This window comes from Streptococcus milleri (assembly GCF_900636525.1).
GTDB lineage: Bacteria > Bacillota > Bacilli > Lactobacillales > Streptococcaceae > Streptococcus > Streptococcus hominis.
In genome coordinates this window covers 1,295,218-1,313,026 of sequence record NZ_LR134288.1, presented here as the reverse complement: position 1 = coordinate 1,313,026, position 17,809 = coordinate 1,295,218, and the positions used below count along the sequence as shown (strand labels likewise).

The following is a 17,809-nucleotide window of genomic DNA, read 5'->3' as shown; positions in this document are numbered from 1 at the left end:
TATAAGTTGAAAGGGAGAATAATCTTTTCCATATCTACTATCTTATGAAAAAACATTGTATTTAATGAGGTTGAGATTTCTTATCTTGACCTTATTTTTTTGCCTTACAAAAATGTCACTTTTCTTTCTAAAAATGTAAGTTTATGTAATGGAAAGAACGGGAAATTTTCGGTAAGATTATGCTTGTTGAAAAAAATGAAATGAAGAATTTATGATGTTACAATCTTTAAAGAAAGTATCGAATGCAACGAACTTGAAAATTTTAGCTATTTTTCTTATGTTTTTAGCTCATATCTACGAAATGTTTGGTGCTTTTGGCGCCTTTTTCCTAGCAGGCATATCTATCTGTGCTTGGGATTTGATGGTTGAAGGGGTGAAGGAAAAGAAAGTTCGTCCATTTTGGAAAGGGCTAGGGCTTTTTCTTTTGCCGATTCTTCTGGCTCTGCCGGTCTTGTTTTTATCGAGTTATCTAACGAGTGAGAATGTACCACCTCTTATGGTTCAGATTATTTCCTTTTTTATCATGGCTATTCCGAACATTCTCGTGGTTGAAGGAGGGTATATCATGGTTTACCTTGGTCTTCTCTTTTATATTTTCCGCAGACACCGCATAGCACAAATGGTGATATTAGCACGAGTCTCTTTATTTGTGTATCTGACAGATCCAATGTCTGTACAATGGATGATGGTTTTTGCGATTATTCCAATGTATTTTTACAATGGTGAAAAGGGGCGTGGTATGAAGTTGTTTTTCTACATTTTCTATCCTGTGCATATCTATCTTTTGTATATTTTGGCAAGTTTGTTGGGCTAGGCTCTGCTTAAGATATGGGATACTAGTCTTTCCTTTTTCGTTGAGGGCTGGAAATGATTTTTTATAGATTGTTTGGTATAATAAAAATTATGAATAAAGAAGCATTACAGGAAATGAAAGGAGAGGAATGTCTGAGTATTTATCCGTGTCAACCTTGACCAAATACTTAAAATTAAAGTTTGATAAAGATCCTTATTTAGAACGAGTTTATCTGATGGGGCAAGTTTCTAATTTTCGTAGGCGACCTAATCACCAATATTTCTCTCTCAAAGATGAAAAAGCTGTCATTCAGGCAACAATTTGGGGTGGTGTTTATAAGAAGTTAGGTTTTGACTTGGAAGAGGGTATGAAGATTAATGTCATCGGTCGTGTTCAACTCTATGAACCAAGTGGATCTTATTCTATTATCATTGAAAAAGCGGAGCCAGACGGTATCGGAGCTTTGGCGATTCAGTTTGAGCAGCTCAAGAAAAAGCTAGGCGAGGAAGGGATTTTTGAGGAGCGCTTTAAGCAAGCTTTACCGCAATTTCCAAAGAAAATTGGAGTAGTAACCAGTCCTAGTGGTGCAGTGATTCGCGATATTATAACAACTGTTAGTCGTCGTTTTCCGGGAGTTGAGATACTTCTTTATCCGACGAAGGTGCAAGGCGAAGGAGCGTCTGCTGAAGTAGCAGAAAATATTCGTCGTGCTAATGAGCGAAAAGATTTAGATGTGCTCATTATCGGTCGAGGTGGTGGCTCAATTGAAGATCTCTGGGCGTTTAATGAGGAAGTGGTTGTCCGTGCAATTTTTGAATCGCACATTCCGATCATTTCGAGTGTAGGGCATGAAACGGATACGACCTTGGCAGATTTTGTTGCAGATAGACGCGCTGCAACGCCGACGGCGGCTGCTGAATTAGCAACACCTGTAACAAAGCTGGATTTCCTAGCACACTTGCAGCAGCAACAAAATCGGTTAGCAGCTGCCATGTCTAATCGTCTTACTTACAATCGTGAGCGATTAGCTAAGCTGAGTCATTCTGTCATTTTTCGACAACCAGAACGACTATATGATAGCTACCTGCAAAAATTAGATCAACTTAATTTACAGCTCAAGCAAAAAATTCGCGAATATTATAACGAGGAAGTGCAGCGAGCAAGGCTTTTACAACATCGTTTGGAGGCTCTGGCTCCCTTAAGGCAGGTTCAGATTTATCAAGAGCGTGTAGCTCAGTTGGAACGGCTTCTGCGTAGCAATATGGCAGTTGTTTATGACCATAAAGTGGCTGAAGTCAAGCGTCTGTCTGACGCTTTGCTCATGCTGGATACTAGCCGAATTGTGGCTCGGGGTTATGCTATTGTCAAAAAAGATGAACAGGTGTTAGAATCTATTGAGAAAGTCAATAAGAAAGATCAATTAACCATTTTGATGCGAGATGGTCAGATAGAAGTTGAGGTAAAAGATGTCGAAAGAAAAGAAATTTGAAGAAAATTTAGCAGACTTAGAAGTTATCGTACAGAAGTTAGAAAACGGAGATGTGGCTTTGGAAGAAGCGATTTCTGAGTTTCAAAAGGGGATGCAGCTTTCAAAAGAATTGCAAAAAACACTAGATCAGGCAGAAAAAACGCTGGTAAAGGTTATGCAGGCTGATGGCACAGAAACGGAAATGGAATGAAACAAGACGAAAAATTAGCTAGAATTGGACAGACTATCGAGGGATTTTATGCTCAAAAAGTGGTGTCTGCTGATTTGATAGAAGCAATCCTCTATTCTGTTAATGCAGGCGGTAAGCGAATTCGTCCTCTTTTACTTTTAGAATTGTTAGAAGGTCTAGGACTTGAACTGACAGAAGCACATTTCCAAGTGGCAGCAGCACTTGAAATGATTCATACAGGTAGCTTGATTCATGATGATTTGCCGGCTATGGACGATGATGATTATCGTCGTGGTCGCTTGACCAGCCACAAGAAATTTGGCGAAGCAATGGCTATTTTAGCGGGAGATTCTCTCTTTTTGGATTCTTATGCCTTGATAGCAGAAGCGGCACTACCTAGTCAAATCAAGGTAAATTTGATTGCAGAATTGTCATTAGCGGCTGGAACTTTTGGTATGGTCGGAGGTCAAGTCCTTGATATGCAGGGCGAAGGAAAGGACATCAGTTTAGCAGAGCTGCAGAATATTCATGCCAATAAGACTGGCAAACTCCTGACCTATCCCTTTATTGCTGCGGGTTTGATTGCTGAAGTAGGAGAATCACAGCAGGAAAAATTAAGAAAAATTGGTCAATTACTTGGTTTAGCTTTTCAGGTGCGAGATGATATTTTAGATATCACAGCGAACTTTGAAGAGTTGGGGAAGACACCGCAGAAAGATGTGGCAGCAGAGAAAGCCACCTATCCAGCTATTTTGGGCTTGAATGGAGCAAAGCGATTCTTTGAAGAACAGCTAGAGGAAACAGAGCATTTATTGGCAGAAGTAGAAGCAGAGCTTGCTTTTTCAGGCGCGGCTATCAGAAAGATAATAGAAAGTTTAAAACTCAATGACGAAAGAAAGAGTAGATGTTCTAGCTTATAAGCAAGGGCTTTTTGAAACAAGAGAACAGGCCAAGCGCGGTGTGATGGCGGGCTTAGTCGTTGCTGTTGCGAATGGTGAGCGTTTTGATAAACCTGGCGAAAAAATTGATGAAGGCATTGAGCTAAAACTCAAAGGTGAAAAGCTCAAATATGTTAGTCGTGGTGGTTTAAAATTAGAAAAGGCTTTGCAGATTTTTGAAATTTCAGTTGAAAATCAGGTCACGTTGGACATTGGGGCATCAACGGGCGGTTTTACGGATGTCATGCTACAAAACGGGGCACGACAGGTCTATGCGGTAGATGTCGGCACCAATCAATTGGCTTGGAAGTTGCGCCAAGATGAACGCGTCATCAGCATGGAGCAATTCAATTTTCGCTATGCAGAGGCGGCTGATTTTGAGGAGACACCTCGCTTTGCCTCCATTGATGTCAGCTTTATCTCGCTGCGATTCATTTTGCCAGCTCTGTATAAGATTTTGGCTGAAAATGGGAACGCTGTGGCACTCATCAAACCTCAGTTTGAAGCAGGTAGAGAGCAGATTGGTAAAAATGGGATTGTGAAAGATAAAAAAGTGCATCAAGCAGTTTTAGAAAAAGTAACGGACTTTATGGTTGAAGCAGGATTTTCTGTCCAAGGTCTGGATTTCTCCCCTATTCAAGGTGGGCATGGGAATGTGGAATTTTTAGCCTATTTGGAAAAAAATCCTCATCCTGAAAACCTAGTAAAAGCAATGATTACAACGGTCGTAGAGACAGCACATAAGGAATTTAAAGATGAATAAAAAGGAAAGATTAGAAAAAATTAGACATTTTGTGTCGGACTATGAAGTTGGGACACAAGAAGCAATTGTAGAATATCTGAAGAAATCAGGAATTACAGCAACACAGGCAACTGTTTCGCGTGATATTAAAGAATTGGGCATTGTCAAAATTCCGCTGAAAAATAACACTTATATTTATGAACTACCGAAATCAGCTAGTACGAGTTTGAAGTTAGCAGACAATAATATCTTAAAGTTTGAGCTATTGGGAAATATGATCAATCTCAATCTTGTTCCTGGAAGCACAGCTTTTGTGAAGCGACAAATTGTAGAAGATTTCTCTAATGACATTTTTAGTATTTTAGCCGATGATGACACGATTCTCCTTATTTTCCGTAGTGAAGAAATGGCTCATCAGGTATTGGAACAAATCAGGAATTGGTAGATAGCCTATGTTACTTGAAATTTCCATTAAAAATTTTGCAATTATTGAAGAGATTTCCCTCAATTTTGAGCAAGGCATGACTGTTTTGACAGGTGAAACAGGGGCCGGAAAGTCTATTATCATTGATGCTATGAACATGATGCTAGGAAGCCGCGCGACAATAGATGTGATTCGTCACGGTGCATCAAAAACAGAGATTGAAGGGCTTTTTGCAATTGAGCAGAGTAAGGCTTTGGTTGAAATTTTTGAGCAGCAAGGACTTGATATGACAGAGGAGCTGATTATTCGGCGGGAAATTTTTCAAAATGGACGTAGTGTCAGTCGTATTAATGGTCAAATGGTTAATTTGTCTGTCTTGCGAGCCGTTGGACAGCATTTGGTGGATATTCACGGTCAGCACGACCAAGAAGAACTCATGCGACCGCAGCTGCATATTGCCATGTTGGACGAGTTTGGAGATGACGCATTTTTCAAGCTCAAAGCGGATTATCAACAGATTTTTGACCAGTATCGTCAGTTGCGCAAGCAGGTCTTGACGATTCAAAAGAATCAAGAAGAAAATAAAGCGCGGATTGACATGCTGGAATATCAGATTGCAGAGATTGAAGCAGCTAATTTAAAAGCAGGTGAAGATTTAGCTTTAAATCAAGAACGTGATAAGTTGCTCAATCATAAGCAGATTGCGGACACTTTGACCAATGCTTATGCCATGCTGGATGATGAAGAATTTTCTAGTTTAGCAAATGTTCGATCTGCCATGAATGACATGGAAGCTATTGAAGATTACGACGCCACTTACAAAGAAATTGCGACCAACCTTTCTGAATCTTACTATATGTTGGAAGATGTGACAAAGCGTTTGGAGGATATTCTAGAAGACTTGGATTTTGATGGTGGCCGTCTCTTAGAAGTAGAAAATCGCCTAGATTTAATCTATAGTATTACTCGCAAATACGGCGGTCAAGTAGATGATGTCCTAGCTTATTTTGAGCAGATTTCTAAAGAATATGCTCTACTTACTGGGAAAAATCTTTCATCAGATGATTTGGACAAAGAGCTGAAAAAGCTGGAAAAAGACTTGGTTTCTCTAGCAAGCAGTCTTAGTCAGGCTCGGCACGAATTAGCCCAGCAGTTAGAAGCAGAGATTCAGCAAGAACTGCAAGACCTCTATATGGAAAAGGCGAATTTTCGAGTTCAATTTACCAAAGGAAAATTTAGTCGTGAAGGAAATGAACACGTTGAATTTTATATTTCGACCAATCCCGGTGAAGATTACAAACCGCTCGTTAAGGTTGCTTCAGGAGGCGAATTATCTCGTTTGATGTTGGCAATCAAATCTGCTTTTTCTAGTAAGGAAGGCAAGACTAGCATTGTCTTTGATGAAGTGGACACAGGCGTATCTGGACGTGTTGCACAAGCTATTGCTCAAAAGATTCATAAAATTGGCTCAAACGGACAAGTCCTCGCAATTTCGCACTTGCCACAAGTGATTGCCATTGCAGATTATCAATTTTTCATTGAGAAAATATCTGATGAACATTCGACCGTTTCAATTGTTCGCTTGTTATCAGATGAGGAGCGTGTCGAAGAAATTGCCAAAATGTTGGCGGGTGAAAATGTGACCCAAGCAGCCCTCACGCAGGCTAGAGAGCTCTTGAAAAAATGAAACACTTCTTGGCTTGTGCTAAATGAGTTGTTATCAGGAGGTAATCATGACAAATTATTTTGTAATTGGTGACGTACATGGAAAAGCAAAAATGCTAAAAGAATTACTCCAAAAATGGGATGGAGAGAGCCAACTCATCTTTTTAGGGGATTTGATTGACCGTGGGGAAGATAGCCGCGCTGTTTTGGAGTGTGTGAAAGAACTTGTTGAAAAGCAAGGAGCGATTTGTATTTCTGGGAATCACGAATACATGTTTTTAACTTGGTTGGACAATCCTGAGAGCGGCTATACTCATTATCGTCGCAATGGCGGAGACACAACAATCAATTCCATTTTAGGGCGACCTTTAGATACTCCTGTTGATGGAGTTGAAGACGAGAAATGCGTGTTGGAAGAAGCGCCAGACCTCGTGTCTTTTATTCATCAGATGCCTTTCTTTGTTGAAACAGATAACTATATTTTTGTACACGCTGGAGTTGACTTAACTTTAAAAGACTGGCATGAAACAAGCGATTATCAAAAAGTTTGGATACGTGAGCCCTTTCATCAAGGTCTCAATCAAACAGGGAAAATAATTGTATTTGGGCATACTCCGACTTTTTATCTTTTTTCTGAGATGCCTGGGACAAGTCGCCTTTGGCAAACGCAGGATCAAAAAATTGGTATGGATGGCGGAGCTGTCTATGGCGGTGTTCTCCACGGAGTTTTATTTGGAAATGAGGGAATTTTAGAACATCATTTCATCACAAATGATGGTTTCGCGGTAGAATATGATTAGAAGTTGGGGACGATAAAAGAGCTGGAGAAAATTCATTTAAGGTTTTCTTCAGCTCTTTTATATTATTTCCCAGCTACATTTTTTACATCTTCAATCATCAATTTTGTTGATTCGAGTCCGCCTCCGCTGAGGTACCAAAGGTCAGATGTCAAGTTTACAATAGTTTTATTTTTAGCTGCATTTGTTTCTTGGATCAGTGAGTTATTCAGTAAGTCTTTATTGGCTGAATTGTCCCCACCGATAGCAAGAGTGCGGTTCAGAACAAAGATAATTTCTGGATTGATTTGTTTGATACTTTCAAAGCTGACTTCTTGTCCATGTCTTGATTCCTTAATTTTAGCATCTGTTGGTTTGAACTTCAAAGTGCTGTAAAGAAAAGAAAAACGTGATTTAGCTCCGAAAGCAGACATTGCACCTTCATTTAACATCATCGTCAGAGCCTTTTTATTTGATTTTTCATTGGCAGCAGCAACAGTTTGAATTTCTTTGTCTAATTTAGCTAATTCACTTTTAGCTTTTTTGGTTCCGTATTCCTCAAAGATACTTGCTAAAGAAAGGATGTTTTTCTTGGTAGAACCCCAGTAGTCTTTGTTGTCTGTTTGGAATAATACAGTAGGGGCAATCTCCTTGAGTTTCTTGACATATTGAGCTGTACGACCAGAAGCAATAATCAAGTCTGGTTTTAAAGCTGCGATAGCTTCCATATCTGGTTCTTTCATGTTACCTACATTTTTAATGCTACTTGGTAAATTTTTTAAGTAAGTAGGAAGAGTTTTCTTTGGCATACCGACAATGCTGCTTTCTTTACCTAAAGCACGAATGGTATCAGCTGCACCTAAATCTAGCGTTACAATTTTTTTAGGGTTGGTAGGGACTTTCACATCTCCATTTGCTGTTTTGACAGTGACTTCACTAGAAGCAGATGAAGAATTTGTCGTTTTTGAATTGGTCTGTTTATTGGCTCCGCAAGCAGCGAGTAGCACAACTGCAATAGCTGTGAAGAGAGATAGAAGTAGTGTTTTTGTATTCTTTTTCATTAGAAATCCTCCAAAATTAATATTATAGATAAATACAAACTTTTTTACCATTGATTTCACCAAGGGTAATGTCCATTTCATACAATGGATCTAAAATTTCTTTTCTCATGACCTGATTGGTTGTGCCTTGGTAAAAGACTTTTCCGTCTTTAAAGGCGACAATTTCATCAACATATTGACTGGCAATATTGATGTCATGAATGACAATGATAATCGTTTTTCCTAAGTCATCAACGAGAGAACGCAAGATTTTCATCATAGAAATACTTTGCTTAATATCTAGATTGTTTAGTGGCTCGTCCAAAAGGATAAAATCAGTGTCTTGAGTGAGCACCATAGCGATAAAAACGCGCTGCAATTGACCTCCGGAGAGTGTATCAATAAAACGGTTTCTTAAATCAAGAATGTCCAGATATTCAAGTGCTTGCTCTACTTTTTTGAAATCTTCTTTTGTCAAACGATCCTGACTATAAGGAAAGCGACCGAAGGAAACCAATTCTTCAACCGTTAATTTAGATTGATAATTGATTTTCTGTTTTAAAATGGTTAATTCTTTGGCGAGCTCTTTTGAGTTCCAAGCTTCAATTTCTTTTCCCTTGATACTGAGAAAACCGTGATCTTTCTTGAGCAAACGGCTCATAATGGAAAGCAGCGTTGATTTTCCAGCACCATTTGGTCCAATAAAGGCGGTGAATTTGCTCGGTGAAATATTCAGTTGAATATCTTCTAAAATTGCTTGATTTCCAAATGATTTGCCAACGTTTTTTAATTGCATTCTAGCGTTTTGCCTCCTTAGCTAAAAGATAAAAGAAGAATAACCCTCCGACAAGCTCAATGACCATGCTGACATTGATTTGGAGCTGAAAGACACGCTCTACCAGCATTTGCCCAGTAGTTAGAGAAAGAAAACCGAGTAAAATTGCTACTGAGAATAACCATTTGTGTTGGTATTCTTTGATTAACAGATAGGCTAAATTGGACATCATAAAGCCGAAGAACATCATAGGTCCAACGAGAGCAGTTGTCGTTGAAGTCAGCAAAACAATTGCCCATAGTATCTTTTTTTGCTCTTTTTCAACTTCTACACCTAAAATAGTTGTTGTCTTTTTATCCAAATGAAAGACATTCAAAATAGCGTTCTTCTTTAACAAATACAAACCTGCTAGTCCAATGATAATTGCAGCGACAGATAGAATATCCATATTTATTCGTTGAAAGGAAGGAAATAGTTTTGTTTGCAGTTTATCATATTCATTAGGATCCATTAGTACCTGCAAGAATGTACTGGCGCTTCTAAAGAGCGTCCCTAGTGCCATGCAAATCAATAAAATAAATACAAATCCTTGCTGAAGTAACTTTTTTAATGCAGGTTGCAGGCAGAAAAAGAAGCCACACTGTATGAGTAAGACTAAGATAAACTCAAGCAAAGGATGACCAGTATTGCCGATGAATTTGCTAGCAAAGAAAAGATAAATCGTCTGCATAAAGACATAGAGAGATTCCATTCCAAGAATGCTTGGTGTTAAAAAACGATTTTCTGTGATTGTTTGAAAGCTGATTGTAGCAAGACTTCCAGCTATGGCGACTAAGAGATAGGCTAGTAACTTTTGCAAGCGCAATTTCATAATAAAACCTGTTAAAGGATAGTCCATCGGCATGAGATATAACAAGCCACTCAAGCTGGCTAACAAAAGCAATAGAAGTAAGAGATTTCTTGTTTGACTCTTCATTTTATTCATGAGCAGCACCTCGCCACAAAAGATACACGAAAGCCAAACTACCCAAAATTCCTAAAATCAAGCTGACGGAGACTTCGTAGGGACGAATGACTAGACGCGCTACAATATCACAGGCTAAGATGAGACAGGCACCAGTTAATGCGGTCAGTCCCTTAATGCGCGTGATATGGTCACCATAAAATTTCCGAATGATGTTTGGAACAATGACTCCGATAAATGGAAGAGAGCCGACTGTAATCATCGTCACACTTGTTGTCAATGCAATGAGAAACAACGTCATTCCCTCCATTTGGTAAAAGGAAATGCCTAGATTATGACTGGCGTCTTCCCCTAGATTCATAATGGTAAACGTGGCTGATAGTTTCCATACCGCAATCAAGATGATTAAACTTAAAAACAACCATTCATATTGATGTTTCTGAATCATGGAAAAAGAGCCTTGTGTCCATGAAGTCATGCTTTGGACAAGATCAAAACGATAAGCAATGATTTCTCCAGCTGCGCTAATCACCCCACTATAAATAATTCCGACAAGCGGTAACAACCATTTTTCTTTAAATGAGAATTTTCTGATAAATCTAATAAAAATAATTGTAAAAAAAATAGCAGATACAAAAGCAAATAGCATTTTTTGCGCTAATGTGGCTGACGGAAAGAAAAATAAACTGAGCAACATACCAAATTTCGCAGCCTCGACCGTTCCAACTGTACTAGGAGCAGCAAAATGATTTTGTGTAACAGTCTGCATAAGAAGCCCGGCAATGCTCATACTAGAGCCTGCTAGGAGAATACTAATTGTCCTTGGCAAGCGTGACTCCCAAAATAGCAGACCGGTCTGCTTATCTCCATATAGCAGTTGCCACCACGAAAAGTGGCTAGAACCAACTGTAATTGAAATCATAACCAGAGCAAGACAAAGAATTCCTAAAAATTTTGTCTGTTTCATTTATCAACCCTTTCTTAAAAGCAATTGCTTCAGCAAGATACATCACTAGGCTAACAAAAAAATAAAAGACTGTCAATTATTTTCTGAAAATTTAATAATTATGCCTATTTAGAAAAGTAAGAGGTTCTTACACATCTTTTACATATTTTATCCAGAAAAATTATTCCACAAAAAGTTATTTTTTTGATATAATAAATTAAATAGATAAAATTTATAAAAGTAGGAAAACCATGACAAAAATCAAAATTGTAACGGATTCATCTATTACGATTGAACCGCAAGTTGTAGAGGATTTAGAGATTACAATCGTCCCTTTGTCTGTAATGGTAGACGGTGTTGTTTATTCAGACGCTGACTTAAAAGAAGGAGAATTTCTTCATCTGATGCAGTCAAGTAAAAATCTACCGAAGACCAGTCAACCACCAGTTGGTGTTTTTGCAGAAATCTTTGAAACACTCGGAGAAACTGCCGATAAAATCATATCTATTCATATGTCGCATGCTTTATCTGGAACGGTCGAAGCTGCACGTCAAGGTGCAACCTTGGCAAATGTGGATGTAACAGTGATTGATAGCTCCTTTACGGATCAAGCATTGAAGTTTCAAGTGGTTGAAGCTGCAAAACTAGCAAAAGAAGGTGCAGACTTTGATGCTATTTTAGCAAAAATCGAAGAAGTGCGCGAAAAAACAGAATTGTATATTGGTGTTTCAACGCTTGAAAATCTTGTAAAAGGCGGTCGTATTAGTCGTGTGACTGGTCTTCTCAGTTCGCTGCTTAATATCCGAGTGGTTATGCAAATGAAAAACCACGAATTACAACCGATTGTTAAGGGGCGTGGTGTAAAAACCTTTAAAAAATGGGTCAATGATTTAGCTGAAGGCTTAAAAGATAAAAAAGTGGCTGAGATTGGAATCTCGTATGCAGGGACTGCTGAGTTGGCAAATGAGATGAAACAGGTGTTGCAACAATTTGTGACAGCTCCGATTCCTGTTTTAGAAACGGGTTCTATTATCCAAACACATACTGGGGAAAATGCTTGGGCAGTTCTTGTTCGCTATGAATAAGTTGGATATTTTTGGAAAGATAGAAAAAAGTTCGTTTTGTGCTTGACCTAATAGTAATTTTTAGATATGATAATACTTGTTAGAGTTAGTAACTGCTAACTCATAAAATTTTTTGGAGGATTTGTTAAATGGCTAACAAACAAGATTTGATTGCAAAAGTAGCAGAAGCTACAGAATTGACTAAGAAAGATTCAGCAGCAGCAGTTGACGCTGTATTTGCAGCAGTGACTGAATACCTTGCAGCTGGTGAAAAAGTTCAATTGATTGGTTTTGGTAACTTTGAAGTTCGTGAACGTGCAGCTCGTAAAGGTCGCAACCCACAAACTGGTGCAGAAATCACAATTGCAGCTTCTAAAGTACCAGCATTTAAAGCAGGTAAAGCTCTTAAAGACGCTGTTAAATAATGCAATTTTAAAAAGCCTATTGTATCAACGTTTCGGCGTTGAGCAATAGGTTTTTTTCTTGTAAAAGGGCAGATAAGGAGACTAACTTTATCATTTGCATTTATTTGCAATCATTCTAAATACGCATTTTTCTATTTTCGTGATATAATAAAGGAAAAAATCATGAGCAGGTAGGAAATGAAGTCACATCCTTATTTAGAACTCACGGATCAAGGTGATTATGAAAACGTTATTCAACGATTGAAAACAAAGGGAGTCCGTATTACAGAGACTAGAAAGGCAGTCATTGCCTATATGATTCGGACACATGAACACCCAAGTGCGGAAGCAATTTATCATGATTTACTTCCTGACTTTCCTAATATGAGTTTAGCAACAGTTTATAATAATCTCAAAGTTTTGGTGGAAGAGGGCTTTGTAGAAGAAATTAAGATTAGCCATGATAAAACGACTTATTTTGATTTTATGGGGCACGAACATCTGAATGTTGTCTGTGAAAAATGTGGTCGAATTGCAGACTTTGAAGATGTAGATATACCTGATTTGAAGCGCGAAGCTGAAGAACAAACAGGTTATAAAATTACAAAGACACAAGTCTTGATGTACGGAATTTGTCCTGAGTGCTCGAAAAATAGTTAAGGAATTGATGTATACGCTTGAATAAAGTAAATTATCAAAAATCAAATATTCTCCCATTGATACTGGATTTTTTTGAAAAAATTTTGTAAAATATAGTAGTGACTGTGAGACAGTTTTCAAAAATCAAAGGAGAATTTCTAATGGTAAAATTAGTTTTTGCTCGCCACGGTGAGTCTGAATGGAACAAAGCAAACCTCTTTACAGGTTGGGCTGATGTTGATTTGTCTGAAAAGGGAACGCAACAAGCTATTGATGCTGGTAAATTGATTAAAGAAGCTGGTATTGAGTTTGACCAAGCATACACATCTGTTTTGACACGTGCTATTAAAACAACAAATCTTGCTCTTGAAGCGGCAGATCAACTTTGGGTACCAGTTGAAAAATCATGGCGCTTGAATGAACGTCACTATGGTGGTTTGACAGGTCAAAACAAAGCTGAAGCAGCTGAAAAATGGGGTGACGAACAAGTTCATATTTGGCGTCGTTCTTATGATGTATTGCCACCTGCTATGGCAAAAGATGATCAATATTCAGCACATACTGACCGTCGCTATGCAAACCTTGATGACTCTGTTATTCCAGATGCAGAAAACTTGAAAGTAACCTTGGAACGCGCTCTTCCATTCTGGGAAGATAAAATCGCTCCAGCTTTGAAAGACGGTAAAAATGTATTCGTAGGTGCACATGGTAATTCTATCCGTGCCCTTGTAAAACATATCAAACAATTATCAGATGATGAAATCATGAATGTGGAAATTCCTAATTTCCCACCGCTTGTATTTGAATTTGATGATAAATTGAATCTTGTAAACGAATACTATCTTGGGAAATAAGCCCAATAAAATATTGTAAGCTCTGCGCAAGCAGGGCTTTTTAAGGTGTTGCGAGTTTTTTCTTTCTAGTTTGTGTTTTTTCTCAGTGTTTTCCATTTTCCACGACTTCATTTAGGTGGATTTATGGTACAATAAAAGATAGCATTTTGACTAGAATGAGAGATACCATGTCTAAGAAAAAAAGAACATTTAATAGCCATTCCATTCCACGACGCTTGAATTTATTATTTGGAATTGTGATTTTACTGTTTATGAGTTTAATTGTGCGTTTGGGCTATATGCAGGTTGTCCATAGAGATTTTTATACAAAAAAATTAGCGACAGCTAGCAAGACTAAAGTGACAACCAGTTCGGTTCGGGGTCAGATTTATGATGCGAGTGGGAAACCGTTGGTTGAGAATACAACTAAGCAAGTTGTCTCTTTCACACGTAGCAACAAAATGACGGCTGCAGAGATTAAAGAAATTGCTCAAAAATTGCTTCCATTGGTTTTTATTTCCAACGCAGATGTTACTGAGCGTCAACAAGTAGATTATTATTTGGCAGACAGCGAGGTTTATAAGAAGGTCGTTAATCACCTGCCTAAAAATAAAAAATATGGTACAGATGGAAATCGTTTGGCAGAGTCTAAGATTTATAATAATGCCGTTAAGAGTGTTGATGTAGCAAAGTTAAACTACTCAGATGAAGATAAAAAAGCTATTTATTTGTTCAGTCAGATGAATGCTATTTCTAATTTTGAAACGGGAAATATTCGTACGGATAATTTATCAGCTGATCAGATTGCGACAATCGCCTCTAGCTCGAAAGAACTGTCTGGTATCAGTATTACCACCAGCTGGGACAGGAAAGTGTTGGATACTTCTTTGGCTTCTATTATCGGAAGTGTTTCAAGTGAAAAGGCAGGGCTACCCGCAGAAGAAGTGGATACTTATTTGAAAAAAGGATATTCCCTTAATGATCGTGTTGGGACGAGTTATTTGGAAAAACAATATGAGTCTACACTTCAAGGAAAACGCGCAGTCAAAGAAATCAATCTTGATAAAAATGGAAATATGGAAAGCGTGAAAAATATTTCCAATGGTAGTAAGGGAAATAATTTAAAATTAACAACAGATTTAGCTTTTCAGAACGGTGTAGAAGACATTTTGAGAAAGTATTTTAGTGCGGAATTAGCGAGCGGAAATGCGACATATTCTGAAGGCGTATATGCTGTTGCGATGAATCCTAAAACAGGTGCTATTTTAGCTATGGCTGGTCTGAAGCACGATACCAATACAGGAGAACTAACAACAGACTCTCTTGGAACGATTATGAACAACTTTGTACCGGGTTCTGTGGTGAAAGGAGCTACTTTAACAGCTGGCTGGGAATCTGGAGCCATCACAGGAAATCAAGTCATGACGGATCAACCAATTTCTTTTGGAGGCTCCTCTGCCATCACTTCTTGGTTCACACAATATGGAGCTCGTCAAATTACGGCTTTAGAGGCACTAGAATATTCATCCAATACTTATATGGTTCAACTAGCTTTAAATATGATGGGAACGCCTTATACGCCCAATATGGCGATTGATTTGACGAATTTGGATTCCTCTATGGACAAATTGCGTAAAGCTTTTGCTCAATATGGTTTGGGAGCATCTACAGGAATTGATTTACCAAGTGAATCAGAAGGTTACACACCTAAGAAATATACGTTTGCGAACTACTTAACCAATGCTTTTGGGCAGTTTGATAACTATACTCCAATGCAGTTGGCGCAATATGCTGCAACGGTGGCTAATGGCGGTACTCGTATTGCACCACACTTAGTAGAAGGAATTTATGACAATAATGAGACGGGCGGGCTTGGAAAGCTGATTGAATCCAAGTCAACCAAAGAGCTGAATAAAGTTGATATTTCAAAAGAGAATATGGATTTGATTCGACAAGGTTTTTATCAAGTAGTTCATGGTACAAGCGGATTTACTACAGGGCGTACTTTGTCACAAGGTGAAGCAGTGCCGATTAGCGCCAAAACAGGGACAGCAGAAACCTTTGCGGGTGGAAGGGAAGCCATTAATACGAATGTAGTGGCTTATGCGCCAAGTAACAACCCGCAGATTGCAGTGGCAGTTGTGTTCCCGCATAATACAAACTTATCGTCAACCGTTAGCCATAGTATAACTCGTGATATTATTAACTTGTATCAACAACAACATCCAATGAATTAGAAAGGATACTATGCTTTATCCAACACCGATTGCAAAATTGATTGATAGCTTTTCTAAATTACCAGGAATTGGTATAAAAACAGCAACGCGTTTGGCGTTTTATACGATTGGTATGAGTGATGATGATGTCAATGAATTTGCTAAAAATTTGCTTGCAGCAAAACGTGAGCTGACCTATTGTTCTATTTGTGGTAATCTAACAGATGATGATCCTTGTGCTATCTGCACCGATGAGACACGTGATCAATCTACTATTTTGGTTGTAGAAGATAGCCGAGATGTTTCTGCTATGGAAAATATTCAAGAATACCATGGCTTGTACCATGTTTTGCAGGGATTGATTTCTCCTATGAATGGTGTTGGGCCTGATGACATCAATCTGAAAAGTCTCATTACACGGTTGATGGATAGTGAGGTAACAGAGGTAATTGTGGCAACCAATGCGACAGCAGATGGTGAAGCGACTTCCATGTATATCTCGCGGGTGTTAAAACCAGCTGGTATCAAGGTCACGCGCCTGGCTCGTGGATTAGCAGTTGGTTCTGATATTGAATATGCAGACGAAGTGACGCTGCTTCGGGCTATTGAGAATCGCACAGAATTGTAAAAAAGAAAATAGAGCTTTCCTTTAACAGAAAATGGAAGCTCTTTTTCTATTCAAAAACAATCTAAAATATGATATACTAAAAAGCGATTAAATTTGTAGATTTCTTTTAAGATAAGAAGGTTAGGTATAAAAATGGCAAAACAACAAATTATTCTCCTTTACGGTGGTCGCAGTGCGGAAAGAAAGGTCTCTGTCTTATCAGCGGAGAGTGTCATGCGTGCGATTGACTATGATAAATTTTTTGTGAAGACTTATTTCATCACACAAGCAGGTGATTTCATCAAGACGCAAGAATTTTCAAAGAAACCGGCTGCTGATGAAAAATTGATGACCAATGATACCGTCATTGAGAGTCAAAAAATTAAGCCGAGTGACGTTTACGAAGAAGGGGCAGTTGTGTTCCCAGTTCTTCATGGTCCAATGGGAGAAGATGGGTCTATTCAAGGATTTCTTGAAGTGTTGAAAATGCCTTATGTTGGCTGCAATATTCTTTCGTCGAGTGTGGCTATGGATAAAATCACGACTAAACGTGTATTAGCTTCTGCTGGCATTCCGCAAGTTCCCTATGTAGCAGTGATTGAAGGGGAAAACATAGACGAAAAGATTGCAGAAGTAGAGACCAATCTGACCTATCCAGTTTTTACCAAACCGTCCAATATGGGTTCTAGCGTCGGCATTTCTAAGTCTGAAAATCAAGATGAATTGCGCTCTGCTCTTGAGCTGGCTTTCAAATATGATAGCCGTGTCTTAATTGAGCAAGGTGTCAATGCGCGTGAAATTGAAGTCGGTTTGCTTGGAAATAAAGGAGCCAAAAGCAGTCTGCCAGGTGAGGTAGTGAAAGATGTTGCTTTTTATGACTACGAAGCCAAGTACATTGACAACAAAATCACCATGGATATTCCTGCAAAACTATCAGAAGATGTCATTGCCACTATGCGTCAATATGCTGAAAAAGCATTTCATGCTATCGGCGGTGTTGGTTTATCTCGTTGCGATTTCTTTTATACTGATAAGGGCGAGATTCTCCTTAATGAGCTAAATACGATGCCAGGTTTCACTCAATGGTCGATGTATCCGCTGCTTTGGGAAAATATGGGCATTTCTTATACGGATTTGATTGAGAAATTAGTCCTTTTAGCCCAAGAAACGTTTACAAAACATGAAAAACATTTATTGTGAGACAAGATTGAAAGAACCGAAAGGTTCTTTTTTCTATTGTTTTAGTATGTCTTTAGCTAGTATGTGTAAAAGTAGGTTATTCTGTGGTATAATGAGAGAGTTAGAGAAATTTAAGACATATAGGT

19 protein-coding genes are annotated in these 17,809 nt (G+C 38.4%); 15 read left to right on the top strand and 4 right to left on the bottom strand.

Annotated features, from left to right (window positions below):
* The first annotated feature begins 211 nt into the window (after positions 1-211).
* From EL087_RS06395 to EL087_RS06360, 8 genes are all read left to right on the top strand, one after another.
* Positions 212-814, top strand: coding sequence for a TraX family protein (locus tag EL087_RS06395; protein ID WP_126407554.1), 603 nt, complete (start codon positions 212-214; stop codon positions 812-814).
* 127 nt (positions 815-941) lie between these two features.
* Entirely contained in the window at positions 942-2,282 is a 1,341-nt protein-coding gene (gene xseA / locus EL087_RS06390) for an exodeoxyribonuclease VII large subunit (protein ID WP_126407552.1), read from the top strand.
* A complete protein-coding gene (locus tag EL087_RS06385) occupies positions 2,260-2,472 on the top strand; it encodes an exodeoxyribonuclease VII small subunit (RefSeq protein ID WP_003030175.1) in 213 nt (70 codons plus the stop codon). The genes xseA and EL087_RS06385 overlap by 23 nt, the downstream gene beginning before the upstream one ends.
* On the top strand, positions 2,469-3,371 hold the full coding sequence (locus EL087_RS06380; RefSeq protein ID WP_126407550.1) for a polyprenyl synthetase family protein: 903 nt from the start codon (positions 2,469-2,471) through the stop codon (positions 3,369-3,371). The genes EL087_RS06385 and EL087_RS06380 overlap by 4 nt, the downstream gene beginning before the upstream one ends.
* Entirely contained in the window at positions 3,337-4,152 is an 816-nt protein-coding gene (locus EL087_RS06375) for a TlyA family RNA methyltransferase (RefSeq protein WP_126407548.1), read from the top strand. The genes EL087_RS06380 and EL087_RS06375 overlap by 35 nt, the downstream gene beginning before the upstream one ends.
* Positions 4,145-4,576 (top strand): arginine repressor, encoded by a 432-nt coding sequence (locus tag EL087_RS06370; protein WP_003030168.1) that lies wholly within the window; start codon positions 4,145-4,147, stop codon positions 4,574-4,576. Before EL087_RS06375 ends, EL087_RS06370 begins: the two co-directional genes overlap by 8 nt.
* Positions 4,577-4,583: 7 nt before the next feature.
* The gene (gene recN / locus EL087_RS06365; RefSeq protein WP_126407546.1) at positions 4,584-6,242 is read left to right on the top strand and encodes a DNA repair protein RecN; all 1,659 of its coding nucleotides are present in this window, start codon (positions 4,584-4,586) and stop codon (positions 6,240-6,242) included.
* Between the two features lie 46 nt (positions 6,243-6,288).
* Complete coding sequence (locus tag EL087_RS06360; protein ID WP_126407544.1) at positions 6,289-7,020, top strand: metallophosphoesterase; 732 nt, start codon at positions 6,289-6,291, stop codon at positions 7,018-7,020.
* Positions 7,021-7,082: 62 nt separating this feature from the next.
* Here the strand turns inward: EL087_RS06360 and EL087_RS06355 are convergent, their stop codons facing one another.
* The 4 genes from EL087_RS06355 to EL087_RS06340 are packed head-to-tail and all read right to left on the bottom strand — an operon-like array spanning position 7,083 to position 10,742.
* Positions 7,083-8,057, bottom strand: a complete 975-nt coding sequence (locus EL087_RS06355) for a siderophore ABC transporter substrate-binding protein (RefSeq protein WP_126407542.1) — start codon at positions 8,055-8,057, stop codon at positions 7,083-7,085.
* 22 nt (positions 8,058-8,079) lie between these two features.
* Positions 8,080-8,832: an ABC transporter ATP-binding protein gene (locus EL087_RS06350; protein ID WP_003023720.1), complete on the bottom strand. Its 753-nt coding sequence runs from the start codon at positions 8,830-8,832 to the stop codon at positions 8,080-8,082.
* Position 8,833: 1 nt separating this feature from the next.
* Positions 8,834-9,796, bottom strand: coding sequence for an iron chelate uptake ABC transporter family permease subunit (locus EL087_RS06345; RefSeq protein WP_126407540.1), 963 nt, complete (start codon positions 9,794-9,796; stop codon positions 8,834-8,836).
* A complete protein-coding gene (locus EL087_RS06340) occupies positions 9,789-10,742 on the bottom strand; it encodes an ABC transporter permease (protein ID WP_003030155.1) in 954 nt (317 codons plus the stop codon). Before EL087_RS06340 ends, EL087_RS06345 begins: the two co-directional genes overlap by 8 nt.
* A gap of 230 nt (positions 10,743-10,972) precedes the next feature.
* Between EL087_RS06340 and EL087_RS06335 the strand changes: the two genes are divergently transcribed.
* The 7 genes from EL087_RS06335 (at position 10,973) to EL087_RS06305 (ending at position 17,684) form a co-directional block, all read left to right on the top strand.
* The gene (locus EL087_RS06335) at positions 10,973-11,806 is read left to right on the top strand and encodes a DegV family protein (protein WP_003030154.1); all 834 of its coding nucleotides are present in this window, start codon (positions 10,973-10,975) and stop codon (positions 11,804-11,806) included.
* 128 nt (positions 11,807-11,934) lie between these two features.
* On the top strand, positions 11,935-12,210 hold the full coding sequence (locus tag EL087_RS06330; protein WP_003023726.1) for an HU family DNA-binding protein: 276 nt from the start codon (positions 11,935-11,937) through the stop codon (positions 12,208-12,210).
* 177 nt (positions 12,211-12,387) lie between these two features.
* Positions 12,388-12,849 carry a peroxide-responsive transcriptional repressor PerR gene (gene perR / locus EL087_RS06325; RefSeq protein ID WP_003030152.1) on the top strand — a complete coding sequence of 154 codons (462 nt, stop codon included), beginning with the start codon at positions 12,388-12,390 and terminating at the stop codon, positions 12,847-12,849.
* Positions 12,850-12,989: 140 nt separating this feature from the next.
* Complete coding sequence (locus EL087_RS06320; protein ID WP_106083766.1) at positions 12,990-13,682, top strand: phosphoglycerate mutase; 693 nt, start codon at positions 12,990-12,992, stop codon at positions 13,680-13,682.
* Between the two features lie 155 nt (positions 13,683-13,837).
* Positions 13,838-15,898 carry a penicillin-binding protein PBP2B gene (pbp2b, locus tag EL087_RS06315; RefSeq protein ID WP_126407538.1) on the top strand — a complete coding sequence of 687 codons (2,061 nt, stop codon included), beginning with the start codon at positions 13,838-13,840 and terminating at the stop codon, positions 15,896-15,898.
* 10 nt (positions 15,899-15,908) lie between these two features.
* Positions 15,909-16,505 (top strand): recombination mediator RecR, encoded by a 597-nt coding sequence (gene recR, locus EL087_RS06310; protein ID WP_003030149.1) that lies wholly within the window; start codon positions 15,909-15,911, stop codon positions 16,503-16,505.
* A 132-nt stretch (positions 16,506-16,637) separates the two neighbouring features.
* Entirely contained in the window at positions 16,638-17,684 is a 1,047-nt protein-coding gene (locus EL087_RS06305; protein WP_126407536.1) for a D-alanine--D-alanine ligase, read from the top strand.
* The last annotated feature ends 125 nt before the right edge of the window (positions 17,685-17,809 follow it).

Excerpts from the sequence above, each read along its gene's own strand:
- EL087_RS06350 (WP_003023720.1), bottom strand. The coding sequence starts at position 8,832 with ATGCAATTAAAAAACGTTGGCAAATCATTTGGAAATCAAGCAATTTTA.
- pbp2b (WP_126407538.1), top strand. The coding sequence starts at position 13,838 with ATGAGAGATACCATGTCTAAGAAAAAAAGAACATTTAATAGCCATTCC.
- EL087_RS06360 (WP_126407544.1), top strand. The coding sequence starts at position 6,289 with ATGACAAATTATTTTGTAATTGGTGACGTACATGGAAAAGCAAAAATG.
- EL087_RS06335 (WP_003030154.1), top strand. The coding sequence starts at position 10,973 with ATGACAAAAATCAAAATTGTAACGGATTCATCTATTACGATTGAACCG.
- EL087_RS06395 (WP_126407554.1), top strand. The coding sequence starts at position 212 with ATGATGTTACAATCTTTAAAGAAAGTATCGAATGCAACGAACTTGAAA.
- EL087_RS06330 (WP_003023726.1), top strand. The coding sequence starts at position 11,935 with ATGGCTAACAAACAAGATTTGATTGCAAAAGTAGCAGAAGCTACAGAA.
- EL087_RS06320 (WP_106083766.1), top strand. The coding sequence starts at position 12,990 with ATGGTAAAATTAGTTTTTGCTCGCCACGGTGAGTCTGAATGGAACAAA.
- EL087_RS06305 (WP_126407536.1), top strand. The coding sequence starts at position 16,638 with ATGGCAAAACAACAAATTATTCTCCTTTACGGTGGTCGCAGTGCGGAA.
- recR (WP_003030149.1), top strand. The coding sequence starts at position 15,909 with ATGCTTTATCCAACACCGATTGCAAAATTGATTGATAGCTTTTCTAAA.
- EL087_RS06345 (WP_126407540.1), bottom strand. The coding sequence starts at position 9,796 with ATGAATAAAATGAAGAGTCAAACAAGAAATCTCTTACTTCTATTGCTT.
- perR (WP_003030152.1), top strand. The coding sequence starts at position 12,388 with ATGAAGTCACATCCTTATTTAGAACTCACGGATCAAGGTGATTATGAA.
- EL087_RS06355 (WP_126407542.1), bottom strand. The coding sequence starts at position 8,057 with ATGAAAAAGAATACAAAAACACTACTTCTATCTCTCTTCACAGCTATT.
- EL087_RS06375 (WP_126407548.1), top strand. The coding sequence starts at position 3,337 with ATGACGAAAGAAAGAGTAGATGTTCTAGCTTATAAGCAAGGGCTTTTT.
- EL087_RS06380 (WP_126407550.1), top strand. The coding sequence starts at position 2,469 with ATGAAACAAGACGAAAAATTAGCTAGAATTGGACAGACTATCGAGGGA.
- EL087_RS06340 (WP_003030155.1), bottom strand. The coding sequence starts at position 10,742 with ATGAAACAGACAAAATTTTTAGGAATTCTTTGTCTTGCTCTGGTTATG.
- EL087_RS06370 (WP_003030168.1), top strand. The coding sequence starts at position 4,145 with ATGAATAAAAAGGAAAGATTAGAAAAAATTAGACATTTTGTGTCGGAC.
- xseA (WP_126407552.1), top strand. The coding sequence starts at position 942 with ATGTCTGAGTATTTATCCGTGTCAACCTTGACCAAATACTTAAAATTA.
- recN (WP_126407546.1), top strand. The coding sequence starts at position 4,584 with ATGTTACTTGAAATTTCCATTAAAAATTTTGCAATTATTGAAGAGATT.
- EL087_RS06385 (WP_003030175.1), top strand. The coding sequence starts at position 2,260 with ATGTCGAAAGAAAAGAAATTTGAAGAAAATTTAGCAGACTTAGAAGTT.